Origin of the sequence: Pseudomonas fluorescens (assembly GCF_018614775.1) — a bacterium.
GTDB lineage: Bacteria > Pseudomonadota > Gammaproteobacteria > Pseudomonadales > Pseudomonadaceae > Aquipseudomonas > Aquipseudomonas fluorescens_BY.
Window position 1 is genome coordinate 48,068 of sequence record NZ_JAGGOF010000007.1, and the last position, 14,201, is coordinate 62,268.

Sequence of the window (14,201 nt, forward strand, 5' to 3'; positions counted from 1 at the left end):
GGTGTACCCACCGGACTACGGGAATGCTCGGTTATGAATGAGACGTCAAAGGCATCGCAACAACAGGTGCAGATAGACCCTTGCACGCTGGCGCTGACGCCCGTGCATCGTGCAGCGCTCAAGGCCCAGCGCCCACGCTGCATCTGGCTGACCGGGCTGTCGGGGGCCGGCAAGTCGACCCTGGCCAATGCCTTGGAAGTGCAGCTCCACCAGCAAGGCCTGCATACGGCCTTGCTCGATGGCGACAACCTGCGCCAGGGGTTGTGCCGAGGCCTGGGCATGGATGCCGAGTCGCGCACGGAAAATATCCGGCGCATTGGCGAGGTCGCGCGCTTGATGGTCGATGCGGGCCTGATCGTCATCGTTGCGGCCATCTCACCGTTTCGGGCTGACCGGGAGGCGGCCCGGCAACTGTTTCCCGAGGGGACCTTCGTGGAGGTCTACGTCAGCACACCTCTGGAAGTCTGTGCCCAGCGTGACCCCAAGGGGCTGTATCGCGAAGCGCGCGCCGGGCGGATCAAGAACTTCACCGGGCTCGACAGCCCTTACGAAGCGCCCCTGGCGCCGGCCTGCCAGATCGATACCAGCGAGATTGAGCTGACCCAGGCCTGTGAGCTGATATTGGCATTGCTGCGTTAGGCACTGGCAATGCGGGCGCGAGCCTGTTTGCGAAAAAAACAGTGGCACACAGCCATGGGCAAGCCTTCGCCAACCCTGTGCTAATATCGCGCCCCTGTTCATTTTGTATGTGGGATGCTCCATGAAGTTGTCCATGCCGCGATTCGATCAAGCCCCTGTATTGGTGGTCGGCGATGTCATGCTCGACCGCTACTGGCATGGCGGTACCTCACGGATTTCCCCGGAGGCCCCGGTACCGGTGGTCAAGGTCGAGAACATCGAGGATCGCCCAGGCGGTGCCGCCAACGTTGCCCTGAACATCGCCGCCCTCGGCGCGCCGGCCTCCCTGGTGGGGGTGACTGGCGACGACGAGGCCGCCGACAGCCTGACCAACAGCCTCAAGGGCGCGGGCGTGCGGGCGATTTTTCAGCGTATCGCGCACCAACCGACCATCGTCAAGCTGCGGGTCATGAGCCGTCACCAGCAACTGCTGCGGATCGACTTCGAGGAACCATTTGCCACCGATCCCCTGGCCTTCGGCGGGGAAGTCGAAAACCTGCTTGAGGGGGTCAAGGTGCTGGTGTTGTCGGACTACGGCAAAGGTGCGTTGAAAAACCACCAGGCGCTGATCCAGGCAGCCCGTGCCCGTGGTATCCCGGTCCTGGCGGATCCCAAGGGCAAGGACTTTTCCATCTACCGTGGCGCCAGTCTGATCACACCGAACCTCAGCGAGTTCGAAACCATCGTCGGCGGCTGCGTCGATGAACACGAGCTGGTGAGCAAAGGCGCCCAGTTGATGCAGGACCTCGATCTCGGCGCCTTGCTGGTGACCCGTGGCGAGCACGGCATGACCCTGCTGCGCCCCGATCACCCCGCGTTGCACCTGCCGGCCCGGGCCCGTGAAGTGTTCGACGTGACGGGCGCTGGCGACACCGTGATTTCCACCCTGGCCGCCGCCATTGCGGCTGGCGAGGAGTTGCCCCATGCGGTGGCTCTGGCGAACCTGGCGGCCGGCATCGTCGTCGGCAAGCTGGGTACCGCGGCTATCAGCGCCCCGGAACTGCGTCGCGCCATCCAGCGTGAGGAAGGTTCCGAGCGGGGTGTGCTGGGCCTGGAACAACTGCTGCTGGCTGTTGACGACGCCCGTGCCCACAACGAGCGGATCGTCTTCACCAACGGTTGCTTCGATATTCTTCACGCGGGCCACGTGACCTACCTCGAGCAGGCCAGGGCCCAGGGCGACCGCCTGATCGTGGCGGTCAATGACGATGCTTCCGTGAGCCGTCTCAAAGGGCCGGGCCGTCCGATCAACAGCGTGGACCGGCGCATGGCGGTCCTGGCCGGCCTTGGCGCGGTGGACTGGGTGATCAGTTTCAGCGAAGGCACGCCGGAAAACCTGCTGCGCCAGGTCAAGCCGGATGTGCTGGTCAAGGGCGGTGACTATGGGATCGATCAGGTCGTGGGCGCGGACATCGTCACGGCCTACGGCGGCACCGTGAAGGTACTGGGGTTGGTAGAAAACAGTTCGACGACGGCCATTGTCGAGAAGATCCGCAATAACTGAGGTGTGCTTCGCAGGTGTAAACCGTGGGAGCAAGCCTTGCGTCTCACGGGGTTTCTCGCAACAGACCGATTGTTCTAACGGGCAGCCTTGCGCGGCACGATCTTCTTGAGCAGTTGTCGGGCTTTTCCCTTCAATCGGGTCAGCCCCGATTCCTTGCCCGGTGGTGCCAACCCTTGCTGGCGGAGCCAATCCTTCCAGCGAATCCGCTCGTCACGCACCAGCCAGCCGTCCTGTTTGGCGAAGCTCTCTGCGAGGTACAACCCACGCGTGCTGGCCGGGTACAGTTGATCTTTCTTCAATGTATACAGCTCGGGCAAGGGCTGCCCGTCCTGCAATGGCATCAGGTACAGATCCGGCCGCTTGCGGTCCAGGCGTGCCACCAACTGGTCTCCCTCCAGACGTTCATCCACATGAAACAAGCTCAGTGACTTGGCTTCCTTGGGCACTTCCAGGCGCAAATCGTAAATCAACTGCAACGATGCCGTCGGCAGGTGCACGTACGCCCGTGGCCGTTCGATCAGTTGCAGGTTGCCAGTGCGCACCGGCCTCGCGGAGCCCGACAGAGGCGTCAGGCGGAACGGCAGGGCTTCACGATAATGCAAGGCGCTGGCATAGGGGGCTGGCAGCCAGGTGTCGTTGAAGCGCCCGCCGAGCCAGCCTTCGGGCGTTTCCAGCAGGCATTCCTCGGCGATTTCACTGATGGCGGTGAGCAGTGGCAGATTCAGTTCATGGGCCGGGACGTAACCGGAAATCAACTTGAGCACCACATCGCCGCGGTCCTGCCGACGCTGGCGCACCAGCACCCAATAATCGCGATTCTGCCAATGCACGGTCAGGCGCACCGAGACGCCCAGGTTGGCCAGCTCCAGGGAAAAGCGCTCGGCGTCAGCCACGGTGACGGGGCGACGACGCTGCAAGGTCTGGGCGAAATTCAACGGCATCCCGACGCTCTGGTAAACCAGGCCTTCAGGGGTCGCTTCGACAAGCAGGGGCAGGGTCTTGAAGTTGCTGGGGTTCTTGCGGATAAGCGTACGCGGCATGTCGGCTCCTTCTTCATGCCGCGTCAGGCGGCGTCAGTTGTCACGCAGGACCTTGGCTACGGTCGCGACGTTATGGGCGAGGTGCAGCGGATTGATGGTGCCGACAATAGCACTGGCGACGCCGGGGTGTTCAAACAACAGTTCGAAGCTGGCCCGCACCGGGTCCACGCCGGCACCCAGGCAGACGTGACCGCTGGCCAGGGCTTTCTTGACCAGGATCGCTTTGCCGTGCGCTGTTGCGTAATCAATGACAGCCTTCTCGTTTCGTTCGTTCAGATTGTAGGTGACCATTGCGCAATCGCCTTGCTCCAGCGCTTTCAAACCACCGTCGACGGTCTTGCCGGAAAAGCCGTAGCCGCCGATCTTGCCCTCACGCTTGAGCGTCGCCAGGGTCGGGTAGACCTCGCTGTCGTCGAGGATCGCCAGGTCGTTGCCGTCGGAGTGCACCAGCACCAGGTCGATGTAGTCCGTTTCCAGGCGCTTGAGGCTGCGCTCAACGGAGAATCGGGTATGGGCAGCGCTGAAGTCGTGGCGCGACTGGCCGTTGCTGAATTCTTCGCCGACCTTGCTGACAATCACCCAGTCCTGGCGTTGACCGCGCAACAGCGGGCCGAGGCGTTCTTCGCTGCGGCCATAGGCGGGGGCGGTGTCGATCAGGTTGATGCCCAGGTCCCGTGCCAACTTGAGCAACAGGCGGGCTTCGTCGTCACCGGGAATCTGGAAGCCATTGGGGTACTTGACGCCCTGGTCGCGGCCAAGCTTGACCGTACCCAGGCCCAAGGGCGAGACCCGCGGGCCGTTATGGCCCAGCGGCCGATACAGATCATGCAGGGTCGCTTGGCTCATGGCAGCAGTTGCTCCCAGGCAGGAATGCCCATGGGCGGTTTCGGCAGGTCAGGCAGCGGGGTAAGGTGGCTTGGCTGGATACCATCGCGTTGCAGTGCGTTGATCACCCGATCGGCGAAATCCGGGGCCAGGGCCAGTTTGGTCGGCCAGCCCACCAGCAGGCGATCCTTTTCGGCGAGGAAGGCATTGTCCGGGCGGGTCAGGCCCGATTGCTGCGGCTCGGCGCGATCCACCCGCAACGTGGCCCATTGCGCAGTGCTGAGGTCGACCCAGGGCAGCAACTGGCCGAGTTCTTTCTGGGCCGCGGTGATCTGCGCGCCGGGCTCGCGGGCTACGCCATCACCTTCGGCAAGATCGCCACCCAGGTACCAGACCCATTGGCCGTCGGCGGCCGGGTGGGTGGTCACGGTGACGCGCGGCTTCGGTCCGCCCCCCAGGCAATGGGCATAGAGCGGCTTGAGGCTCGGGCCCTTGACCAGGACCATGTGCAACGGCCGGCGCTGCATGGCCGGTTGGTCCAGGCCCAGGGCGCTGAGCAGGTCGGCGGTGCCGGCGCCGGCGCTGAGGACAATGCGCTGGGCGTGGATCGCGCGGTCGTCTACCTTCAGGCCGACCAGTTCGCCGCCTTCACGCAGCGGTTCGATGTGCTGCCCGGCCAGCAAGCCGTCACCGGCCAGTTCCGCCAGGCGTGCGATCAGGCTGGGCACGTCCACCACCAGTTCGGCCAGGCGATAGACCTTGCCCTTGAAGCGCTTGTCTTGCAGGGCCGGGGGCAATTGGTCGCCCTTGACCTGATCGACCCGCCCGCGCACGGCCTTGCTGGCAAAGAAACTGGTGAGGTTGCCGGCCAGGGTGCCGGGGGACCAGAGGTAGTGGGCATCCGAGAGCATGCGCACGCCGGACAGGTCCAGTTCGCCTTCGCCCTTGAGGGCTTCGCGCCAGCGACGCGGCATGTCGGCGATGGCTTCCGAGGCGCCGGTCAAGGCGCCGTGCAAGGCGTACTTGGCGCCGCCGTGGATGATGCCCTGGGATTTGACGCTCTGTCCGCCGCCAAGGCTGGCGCTCTCCACCAACACCGTCGAAAAGCCCTGCCGGCGCAGGCGTGCATTCAGCCAGAGGCCGGCGACTCCGGCGCCGACAATCAGAACGTCGGTGGAAATAACGGATGGCATGCAGCGACCTCGGAGAAAGTGAAGCGGCAAGTTTCAAGCTTCAAGCTTCAAGTTACAAGCGAGAGGCTGTCCCCTGGCTTGCAGCTTGCAGCTTGCAGCTTCAGTGCCCAGCAGTCTTGGAAAAAAGCTGGATCACCACAACCCCCAGCACAATCAACGCCATCCCCAGCATCGCCGGCACGTCCAGCTTCTGCCCGTAGATGAACAGCGCGGCCACGCTGACCATGACGATGCCCATGCCGGCCCAGACCGCATACGCGACGCCCACCGGGACGGTGCGCACCACCAGAGTCAGCATCCAGAAGGCGATGCCGTAGCCCACGATCACCAACACCAGCGGCAACGGCGTGCTCAGGCCTTTCACCGCTTTCATCGACACGGTGGCGATCACTTCGGCGCAGATGGCGATAGCGAGGTAGTAGTAAGCGTTCATGGGCAGTCCTCGGTGAATAGTGCGTCTTTCGATGGCGACATTATTGGAATCCGCGCAGATGCGGTAAAGTCATTACCTATCTGCCTATGAGATAGGTTGCGACATGAATGTTCAGTGGAATCTGGAGCAACTGCGGCTGTTCGTGGAGGTCGCCGATAAGCGTTCGTTTTCCGCCGTGGCGCGGGACCGGCGCAAGGCTCAATCGGCCATCAGCAGCGCGATTGCCCTGCTGGAAACCGACCTGGGCGTGAGCCTGTTCGAGCGCAGCAGTGGCCGCCAGCCGACGCTCACCGAAGCCGGCGAGGCGTTGCTGGAAGAGGCAAGGGAGGTCTTGCGCCAGTGCGAGCGCCTCAACGGTCGGGTGCTGGCGCTGATGCGCGGACAGGAAGCGTCGCTGCGTCTGGCCCAGGACGAGGCCATGCCCTATCAACCGGTCATCGATAGCCTGGCGGCGTTGGCCGAGCAATTCCCCACCCTTGAGGTTCAACTGGCCAGCGCCGCCCAGGGCGATGTGGCGCGTAAGTTGGTGGAGCGCCGCGCCGACCTGGGGTTGTTGTTCTACCACGATCAGATCCCCGAAGCCCTGGAGCGCCGAGTGCTGGGCAGCGTCGAGATGGTCACGGTGTGTGGCAAGGGGCATCCGCTGGCCAGCCACGATTATGTGTCCTGCCGGGAAATGGCCCGGCACCGGCAGCTATTGATGGCAACCCAGTCCAGCGTCTATCCGGGCAGTGAGCAAGCCAGCCCGCAAGTCTGGCGCGCCGACAGTTTCTACGTGCTGGCCGAATGGCTGCGCAGCGGACTGGGTTGGGCCTGGCTGCCACGGCACGTGGTGCAATACCCGGCGTACCTGGGTGACATGGTCGAGCTCAACAGCGAATGGACCCCGCCGGCCCTGGTGGTGGAGCTGGTCTGGCGCCGCGACGAACCCCTGGGCCCGGCGGCGCGCTGGCTGGCGGAACGTTTTGCCGTGCAGTTGCAGGCGATCGGCTGAAAAACCGATAAACTCCGCCGCCATGAACAGAACTCTCTATAGCGCATTGTTTTACCTGGGGCTGCCACTGGTAGCGATTCGGCTGTGGCTACGGGCGCGCAAGGCGCCGGCGTATGCCCGGCGCATCGGCGAGCGCTTTTCCTGGGGCTTGCCGGCCATCGCGTCAGGCGGTATCTGGGTCCACGCGGTCTCGGTGGGCGAGAGCATTGCCGCCGCGCCGATGATCCGCGCCTTGCTGCAGCGTTATCCACAGCTGCCGATTACCGTGACCTGCATGACGCCGACGGGATCGGAGCGGGTCCAGGCGTTGTTCGCCAACGAGCCGCGGATTCAACACTGCTATCTGCCGTACGATTTGCCCTGCGCCGCCAAGCGTTTTCTCGATCGGGTGCGTCCGTGCCTGGCGGTGATCATGGAAACCGAGCTGTGGCCCAACCACATTCACCAATGCGCCAAACGCGGTATTCCGGTAGCCCTGGCGAATGCGCGGTTGTCGGAGCGCTCGGCCCGCGGCTATGCACGCTTTCCCAAGCTGACCCGGCCGATGCTCGCCGAGATGAGCCTGTTTGCCGTGCAGACCGAAGCCGAGGCCCAACGCTTCCGCCAGTTGGGTGCCCGGGTGGACACCGTTGAGGTCACGGGCTCGATCAAGTTTGACTTGACCATCGACCCGCAATTGCTCGAAAGCGCCAGTGCCCTGCGCAGCCAATGGCAGGCGACGGATCGTCCGGTCTGGATCGCCGCGAGCACCCATGAGGGCGAAGACGAGGTGGTACTGGCCGCCCACCGGCGACTGCTCGACAGCTACCCCGATGCGTTGTTGATCCTGGTGCCGCGTCATCCCGAGCGTTTTGACTCCGTCCACCAGCTCTGCGAAAGCCAGGGCTTCGCCACGGAGCGGCGCTCCAGCGCAAAGCCCGTTACCGCCCAAGTCTCGGTGCTGCTGGGCGACACCATGGGCGAACTGCTGTTTCTCTACGCGTTGGCCGATAGCGCGTTCGTTGGCGGCAGCCTGGTGCCCAACGGCGGCCATAACCTGCTCGAACCGGCGGCGCTGGCGAAACCAGTGCTCAGCGGCCCCCACCTGTTCAACTTCCTCGAAATCGCCGCGCAACTACGCAGTGCCGGAGCGTTGCAGGAAGTCGACGATGCCGAAAGCCTGGCCCTGGCGGTCCAGCGCCTGTTCGAACTGCCACGCGATGCCCAGCGCATGGCCGAGGCGGGATTGAAGGTGATGCGCAGCAATCAGGGCGCCTTGCAGCGGTTGCTGGAGGGGTTGGGGCGGTTGATGTCCAGCCAGTGATCGTTCCCACGCTCTGCGTGGGAATGCGGCCCGGGACGCTTTGCGTCCCTCAGGTGCCGAACGCGGAGCGTCCGTGGAGGCATTCCCACGCAGAGCGTGGGAACGATCAGGCACGCAGTGGGTGGTTTACTGCGCCGGCCTTGACCGCAACTGCTGCGCCGCCGCCTGCGCCAGGTCCGGCGGCAGGAAGTCCTTGTCCGGGTTGTAGTCGGACTTGAGGTAGCGCGACAGGTCCTGCAAGTCGGCCGGGCTCAGCGTGCCGGCGGCCTGCTTGAGGCGCAGGTTGTCGAGGATGTAGTCGTAGCGGGCGTTGTTGTAGTTGCGCACCGAGGTGTACAGCTGGCGCTGGGCATCGAGTACATCGACGATGTTGCGGGTGCCCACCTGGTAGCCGATCTCGGTGGCTTCCACGGCGCTCTGGTTGGAAATGATCGACTGGCGCCGCGCCTGGACTTGTTCCACATCGGTGTTCACCGCGCGGTGCAGGTTACGGGTGTTCTCCACCACCTGCCGGCGCAGGCCTTCGCGTTGCTGTTCGGTCTGGGTGAGTTGCGAGTAGGACTCGCGCACCTGGGAACTGGTCAGCCCGCCGCTGTAGATCGGGATACTCAACTGCAGCGCCAGGGTGCGCTGCTCGACGTCGCCGCCATAGGGCCGGCCGATGGTATTCGGGTTGCTGAAACCCAAGGCGTCGTTGTCACCTTTCTCGTATTTCGCCACGGCGTCCAGGGTCGGCGCGTGACCGGCCTTGCGCTGGCGCAGGGTGTCTTCGGCGGCGTCGACAGCATAGTTGCTGGCAAGCAGGTTGAGGTTCTGCCTGGCCGCCGTGTCGACCCAGGCCTTGGCGTCGTTCGGGGCCGGCGGCAGGATCGGCAGCGTGTGGACGATGCCCTGGAGCGAGTTGTACTGGCGGTTGGTCAGGGTGATCAGCGCTTCAAACGCGTCGTCGACCTGGCGCTGGGCGAGGATCCGGTTGGCCCGCGCGGTGTCATAGCTGGCCTGGGATTGCAGGACGTCGGTCTTGTCCGACAGGCCCACGTCGAAGCGTTCGTTGGACTGGTCGAGCTGGCGTTTGAACGCCGCTTCCTCGGCCTTGGTCGAGGCCAGGTTGTCCTGGCTGCGCAGCACGTTGAAATAGCTTTCGGCACTTTGCAGGATCATGTTCTGCTCGGTGGCCGACAGTTGCAGCGCGGCCTGTTCATTCACCGATTTGGCGGCCTGGAACTGGAACCAGCGATCGGCACGGAACAGCGGCTGGGACAGCGTCGCCTGGTAGGAGCGGGCGCTGCGGCTGGCGACGGCGGCCGGCTGGTCGATGTCAGTGCGCACGTTGGCCACTTCGGCCCCACCGGACAGGTTGGGCAACAACCCGGCACGCGCCTGGGGCACCACTTCCTTCTGGGCGCCGTACTGGGCGCGGGCGGCGGCCAGGTCGGCGTTGTTGTCCACCGCTTCCTGATACACGCTCACCAGATCGGTCCTGGTGGTCAGGGGCGCTTCGCCGGCCCAGGCCATTCCATTGGACGCACAAGACACGGCAAGGGCCAGTGAGAGTTTGCGCAACATGAGGCGATCCCTATTTCACGGATGAGTGCGCACTAAAGGCGCGGCGTAGCGAGTGTAGTTGCGCGCACGCACGGCAACAATCCTGTATATGCGCCATTCATCACGCCTTTTGCCCAGGTGATGGCGTTCTGCAGGGGTTGTGTCTAGACTGGCCGGGTTCTTGTCGGGGTGCCTTGCTATGAGGCTGAGATCGAATAATTTCGGATCCCGTTGAACCTGATCAGGTTAGCGCCTGCGTAGGGAACAAGATTTCTCGTCACCCGGCGAGTCCTCTTGTGCTTCGTCCGGGATGTGTTCGACCTTCGACTTTCGATCTTCGAGCAGCCTCGTGTACCCAGCACAGCATCCGCACCGTCGTGCGCGATTGCGTCCATTCGTTACAGGTTCGCTCCGACAAAAATCCACTGCCTGGATGTGTGTCTGGAGAGCCCGTGATGACGACAAAATCAAAAAACGCAATCAACCTCAGTGATTCGGCCCAGGTCGATCAGCAATCGGTTCAGCCCTTTACCCGCTCGCAAAAAATCTACGTCCAGGGCAGCCGCCCGGACATCCGCGTGCCGATGCGCGAGATCAGCCTCGACGTGACCCCGACCGATTTTGGCGGTGAGATCAATGCGCCGGTGACGGTCTACGACACCTCGGGCCCCTACACCGATCCGAACGTGATCATCGACGTGCGCAAAGGCCTGGCCGACGTGCGCTCGCCGTGGATCGAAGCCCGTGGCGACACCGAGCGCCTGGCGGGCCTGAGTTCCAACTTCGGCCAGGAGCGCCTGGCCGACCCCGAGCTGACCCAGCTGCGCTTCGCCCACGTGAACAACCCACGTCGGGCCAAGCCCGGTGCCAACGTCAGCCAGATGCACTACGCGCGCAAAGGCATCATCACCGCCGAGATGGAATACGTCGCCATCCGCGAAAACATGAAGCTGGAAGTGGCCCGCGCCGCCGGCCTGCTGGACCAGCAACATGCCGGCCACAGCTTTGGCGCCAGCGTGCCGAAGGTCATCACCCCGGAATTCGTGCGTGACGAAATCGCCCGTGGCCGCGCGATCATCCCGGCCAACATCAACCACACCGAACTGGAACCGATGATCATCGGCCGTAACTTCCTGGTGAAGATCAACGGCAACATCGGCAACAGCGCGCTGGGTTCGTCCATCGAAGAAGAAGTGGCGAAGCTGACCTGGGGCATCCGCTGGGGCTCGGACACGGTGATGGACCTGTCCACCGGCAAGCACATCCACGAAACCCGCGAGTGGATCATCCGCAACTCGCCCGTGCCGATCGGCACCGTGCCGATCTACCAGGCCCTGGAAAAAGTCGGCGGCGTGGCCGAAGACCTGACCTGGGAGCTGTTTCGCGACACGCTGATCGAGCAGGCCGAGCAGGGCGTCGACTACTTCACCATCCACGCCGGCGTGTTGCTGCGCTATGTGCCGATGACCGCCAAGCGCGTCACCGGCATCGTCAGCCGTGGCGGTTCGATCATGGCCAAGTGGTGCCTGGCGCACCACAAGGAGAACTTCCTCTACACCCACTTCGAAGACATCTGCGAAATCATGAAGGCCTACGACGTCAGCTTCTCGCTGGGCGATGGCTTGCGTCCGGGCTCGATTGCCGACGCCAACGACGAAGCGCAGTTTGGTGAACTGGAAACCCTCGGCGAGCTGACCAAGATCGCCTGGAAGCACGACGTGCAATGCATGATCGAAGGCCCGGGCCACGTGCCGATGCAGTTGATCAAGGAGAACATGGACAAGCAGCTCGAGTGCTGCGACGAGGCGCCGTTCTACACCCTCGGCCCGCTGACCACCGACATCGCGCCGGGCTACGACCACATCACCTCCGGCATCGGTGCGGCGATGATCGGCTGGTTCGGCTGCGCCATGCTCTGTTACGTGACGCCCAAAGAACACCTGGGTTTGCCGAACAAGGATGACGTCAAGACCGGGATCATCACCTACAAGATCGCCGCCCACGCGGCCGACCTTGCCAAAGGCCACCCGGGCGCTCAGATCCGCGACAACGCCTTGAGCAAGGCGCGCTTCGAGTTCCGCTGGGAGGACCAGTTCAACCTCGGCCTGGACCCGGACACCGCCCGCTCGTACCACGACGAAACCCTGCCGAAGGACTCGGCCAAGGTCGCGCATTTCTGCTCGATGTGCGGGCCGAAGTTCTGCTCGATGAAGATCACCCAGGAAGTCCGTGAGTACGCGGCCAACCAGCGTATTGAAGCGGTGGATGTGGACGTCGCCCAAGGGTTGGCGGAACAGGCTGAGCGGTTCAGGCAGGAAGGTAGCCAGCTTTATAAAAAGGTTTGATCTGAGCTGGATGCGGCGGTGACCTTGCCGCCGCATTCGCGAGCAAGCCCGCTCCCACAAAGGATCTGCTGTGAACACACTCTTTGTGAACGACAGAGATCCCTTGTGGGAGCGGGCTTGCTCGCGAAAGCATTTCCAGAACAACAAATATCATCTGAGATAACACCCTTGAACATCCAACCCAGCACTTACTCCCCAGACACTCCGGTGGCACTGGACCAACGCGTCTTCGGCGCCCGCGATCTCTTCTCCCTGTGGTTCTCCTTAGGCATCGGCCTGATGGTCTTGCAGGTCGGTGCCTTGCTGGCGCCGGGCCTGGGCCTGAGTGGTTCGTTGCTGGCGATTTTCCTCGGTACGCTGGTGGGCGTCCTGCTCCTGGCGGCCGTCGGCGTGATCGGCAGCGACACCGGCCTGTCGGCCATGGCCGCGCTGAAGCTCAGCCTGGGCAGCCAGGGCGCGAGCGTGCCGGCGCTGTTGAACCTGCTGCAATTGATCGGCTGGGGCTCGTTCGAAATCATCGTCATGCGTGACGCCGCCAGCTTGCTCGGCGCTCGGGCGTTGGGCGAAGGCAGCCTGGGTTCGAGTCCGCTGTTATGGACGCTGTTCTTCGGTGCCCTGGCGACGCTGCTGGCGGTGAGCGGGCCGCTGACGTTCGTGCGCCAGGTCCTGCGCAAGTGGGGCATCTGGCTCTTGCTGGCCGCGTGCACCTGGCTGACCTGGAACCTGTTCGCCAAGGCCGACCTGGCGGCGCTGTGGGCCCAGGCTGGCGACGGCTCGATGCCGCTGGCCGTGGGGTTTGATATCGCGATCGCCATGCCGCTGTCCTGGCTGCCGCTGATTGCCGACTACTCACGCTTCGGCAAGCGCGCCAAAAATGTCTTCGGCGGCACCGCGCTGGGGTTCTTCATCGGTAATTTCTGGTTGATGAGCCTGGGCGTTGCCTACACCCTGGCGTTCGCGCCGAGCGGTGAGGTCAATGCGCTGCTGCTGGCCCTGGCGGGCGCGGGGCTGGGGATTCCGTTGCTGCTGATTCTGCTGGACGAGTCGGAAAACGCCTTCGCCGACATCCACTCGGCGGCGGTGTCCAGCGGCATGCTGTCGGGGCTGAAAGTCGAGCATCTGGCCCTGGCGATTGGCGTCCTGTGCACCTTGATCGCCTGCTTCGCGCCGCTGGCGCAGTACCAGAACTTCCTGTTGTTGATCGGCTCGGTGTTCGCGCCGCTGTTCGGCGTGGTGCTGGTGGACCACTTCATCCTGCGCAAACGCAGCAGCCAGTCGGCATCAGCCGCGCTGCGCTGGCCGGCACTGTTGGCCTGGCTGGGCGGGGTGAGCACTTATCACCTGCTGGCCAACCTCTATCCGGACGTTGGCGCAACCCTGCCGTCGCTGGTCCTGGCAGGGTTGCTGCAACTGGTGCTGGGCCGGGCGTTCAGCTACGGCCGGGGAACAGCTCGGGCTTGAGGATGCCGTTGAGGCGCGGGTAAGCGATCTTCAGTTCGATATGGCCCAGGGCGTACGGCGCAATGGTGCTGGTTTCGTACTTGAGGATCACCCCGCCGTAGGTCAGGGCAATGTGCGGGGTTTTCTGGAAGGACCACTGTTTCAGGAACTCCGGTTCCTGATCCAGCCTGGTGCTGATCAGCCAACTGTTATGGGCCACCTGAGCGGCTTTCCAGAACGCCTCTTCCTGGCCCGGCAGCAACATGTCCGACAGGGTCAGCACCTTGTGCTGCTGGCGCGAATAGTTGATGAAGCCGCGGCCCGGCGTACCGTGGGCGCCGCCGGTGTCCAGGTAGCTGGACAATTCGATGATCACCAAGCCGTCATGCTGCTCGCGTACCTTGGCTTGCAAATAGCTGCTGCTGCGCGGAGCGGCGTTGCGCAGGAACTGCTCGCGATAGGCGGCCAGCGTTGGTGCCACCGGGGCGTCCGGGGCGGTGCGGGTCATTTGCAGCAGGCGTTTTTCGACGATGCCATCCAGCGCCGGTTCAGTGGGAAAGCGCAGGGTGTCAATGTTCACCAACGGGCAATCGGCGCTGGCGCAGCCGGGCTGCAATTGCTCCGAGGCGTCGCGGGTGGTTTCCAGCGGGGCGCGGTAGTTGGGTTGGAACAGGCTTTGGCAGGCACCCAGCATCAGGGCAATGGCGGCCAGCGAGACAATTCTGAAAAGCGACATGGGCGTCCTTCGTGGAACAGGGAAAGGCGAAAAGTTACCCGCTTCGACTGTCTGCAGGGCAATCAGTTCGCCACTAAGCTCATTAGAGTGATTTTACGCGCAGCCGTCCATCCCGATGACGGCAAAGGGGCTGCATCAAACGGTACGGGCGCGTTAGGATGGCGC

Annotated in this window: 12 protein-coding genes and 1 riboswitch; of the genes, 6 read left to right on the forward strand and 6 right to left on the reverse strand. The window is 63.7% G+C overall.

Translation table 11 applies throughout. From position 1 onward, the window contains the following. The first annotated feature begins 33 nt into the window (after positions 1-33). Both cysC and hldE read left to right on the forward strand, forming a co-directional pair. On the forward strand, positions 34-639 hold the full coding sequence (gene cysC / locus J7E36_RS01820; RefSeq protein WP_214999313.1) for an adenylyl-sulfate kinase: 606 nt from the start codon (positions 34-36) through the stop codon (positions 637-639). A gap of 121 nt (positions 640-760) precedes the next feature. Continuing rightward, on the forward strand, positions 761-2,182 hold the full coding sequence (gene hldE / locus J7E36_RS01825; protein WP_214999315.1) for a bifunctional D-glycero-beta-D-manno-heptose-7-phosphate kinase/D-glycero-beta-D-manno-heptose 1-phosphate adenylyltransferase HldE: 1,422 nt from the start codon (positions 761-763) through the stop codon (positions 2,180-2,182). 74 nt (positions 2,183-2,256) lie between these two features. Here the strand turns inward: hldE and J7E36_RS01830 are convergent, their stop codons facing one another. From J7E36_RS01830 to J7E36_RS01845, 4 genes are all read right to left on the reverse strand, one after another. Continuing rightward, positions 2,257-3,222, reverse strand: coding sequence for a metal ABC transporter ATPase (locus J7E36_RS01830; protein ID WP_214999317.1), 966 nt, complete (start codon positions 3,220-3,222; stop codon positions 2,257-2,259). Between the two features lie 33 nt (positions 3,223-3,255). After that, positions 3,256-4,068 (reverse strand): aldo/keto reductase, encoded by an 813-nt coding sequence (locus tag J7E36_RS01835; RefSeq protein ID WP_214999319.1) that lies wholly within the window; start codon positions 4,066-4,068, stop codon positions 3,256-3,258. After that, positions 4,065-5,240, reverse strand: coding sequence for an NAD(P)/FAD-dependent oxidoreductase (locus J7E36_RS01840; RefSeq protein WP_214999321.1), 1,176 nt, complete (start codon positions 5,238-5,240; stop codon positions 4,065-4,067). The genes J7E36_RS01835 and J7E36_RS01840 overlap by 4 nt, the downstream gene beginning before the upstream one ends. 100 nt (positions 5,241-5,340) lie before the next feature. After that, positions 5,341-5,673, reverse strand: a complete 333-nt coding sequence (locus J7E36_RS01845) for a DMT family transporter (protein ID WP_214999323.1) — start codon at positions 5,671-5,673, stop codon at positions 5,341-5,343. Between the two features lie 103 nt (positions 5,674-5,776). Here J7E36_RS01845 and J7E36_RS01850 point away from each other — a divergent pair, with 103 nt between their 5' ends. Further along, positions 5,777-6,667, forward strand: coding sequence for a LysR family transcriptional regulator (locus tag J7E36_RS01850; RefSeq protein WP_214999325.1), 891 nt, complete (start codon positions 5,777-5,779; stop codon positions 6,665-6,667). Between the two features lie 22 nt (positions 6,668-6,689). After that, positions 6,690-7,970, forward strand: a complete 1,281-nt coding sequence (gene waaA / locus J7E36_RS01855) for a lipid IV(A) 3-deoxy-D-manno-octulosonic acid transferase (RefSeq protein WP_214999327.1) — start codon at positions 6,690-6,692, stop codon at positions 7,968-7,970. A 126-nt stretch (positions 7,971-8,096) separates the two neighbouring features. Here the strand turns inward: waaA and J7E36_RS01860 are convergent, their stop codons facing one another. After that, complete coding sequence (locus tag J7E36_RS01860) at positions 8,097-9,536, reverse strand: TolC family outer membrane protein (protein WP_214999329.1); 1,440 nt, start codon at positions 9,534-9,536, stop codon at positions 8,097-8,099. 154 nt (positions 9,537-9,690) lie between these two features. Continuing rightward, positions 9,691-9,796: riboswitch (TPP riboswitch) on the forward strand. A 174-nt stretch (positions 9,797-9,970) separates the two neighbouring features. Here J7E36_RS01860 and thiC point away from each other — a divergent pair. Both thiC and cytX read left to right on the forward strand, forming a co-directional pair. After that, the gene (thiC, locus tag J7E36_RS01865) at positions 9,971-11,860 is read left to right on the forward strand and encodes a phosphomethylpyrimidine synthase ThiC (protein ID WP_214999331.1); all 1,890 of its coding nucleotides are present in this window, start codon (positions 9,971-9,973) and stop codon (positions 11,858-11,860) included. A 168-nt stretch (positions 11,861-12,028) separates the two neighbouring features. After that, positions 12,029-13,321, forward strand: a complete 1,293-nt coding sequence (gene cytX / locus J7E36_RS01870; protein ID WP_214999332.1) for a putative hydroxymethylpyrimidine transporter CytX — start codon at positions 12,029-12,031, stop codon at positions 13,319-13,321. On the opposite strand, the gene J7E36_RS01875 is transcribed toward cytX, so the two are convergent. Then, positions 13,290-14,036, reverse strand: coding sequence for a DUF3298 domain-containing protein (locus J7E36_RS01875; protein ID WP_214999334.1), 747 nt, complete (start codon positions 14,034-14,036; stop codon positions 13,290-13,292). The genes cytX and J7E36_RS01875 overlap by 32 nt on opposite strands. Positions 14,037-14,201: the final 165 nt, after the last annotated feature.

Coding starts and splice junctions, on each gene's coding strand:
- cysC (WP_214999313.1), top strand. CDS start 34: ATGAATGAGACGTCAAAGGCATCGCAACAACAGGTGCAGATAGACCCT.
- hldE (WP_214999315.1), top strand. CDS start 761: ATGAAGTTGTCCATGCCGCGATTCGATCAAGCCCCTGTATTGGTGGTC.
- J7E36_RS01830 (WP_214999317.1), bottom strand. CDS start 3,222: ATGCCGCGTACGCTTATCCGCAAGAACCCCAGCAACTTCAAGACCCTG.
- J7E36_RS01835 (WP_214999319.1), bottom strand. CDS start 4,068: ATGAGCCAAGCGACCCTGCATGATCTGTATCGGCCGCTGGGCCATAAC.
- J7E36_RS01840 (WP_214999321.1), bottom strand. CDS start 5,240: ATGCCATCCGTTATTTCCACCGACGTTCTGATTGTCGGCGCCGGAGTC.
- J7E36_RS01845 (WP_214999323.1), bottom strand. CDS start 5,673: ATGAACGCTTACTACTACCTCGCTATCGCCATCTGCGCCGAAGTGATC.
- J7E36_RS01850 (WP_214999325.1), top strand. CDS start 5,777: ATGAATGTTCAGTGGAATCTGGAGCAACTGCGGCTGTTCGTGGAGGTC.
- waaA (WP_214999327.1), top strand. CDS start 6,690: ATGAACAGAACTCTCTATAGCGCATTGTTTTACCTGGGGCTGCCACTG.
- J7E36_RS01860 (WP_214999329.1), bottom strand. CDS start 9,536: ATGTTGCGCAAACTCTCACTGGCCCTTGCCGTGTCTTGTGCGTCCAAT.
- thiC (WP_214999331.1), top strand. CDS start 9,971: ATGACGACAAAATCAAAAAACGCAATCAACCTCAGTGATTCGGCCCAG.
- J7E36_RS01875 (WP_214999334.1), bottom strand. CDS start 14,036: ATGTCGCTTTTCAGAATTGTCTCGCTGGCCGCCATTGCCCTGATGCTG.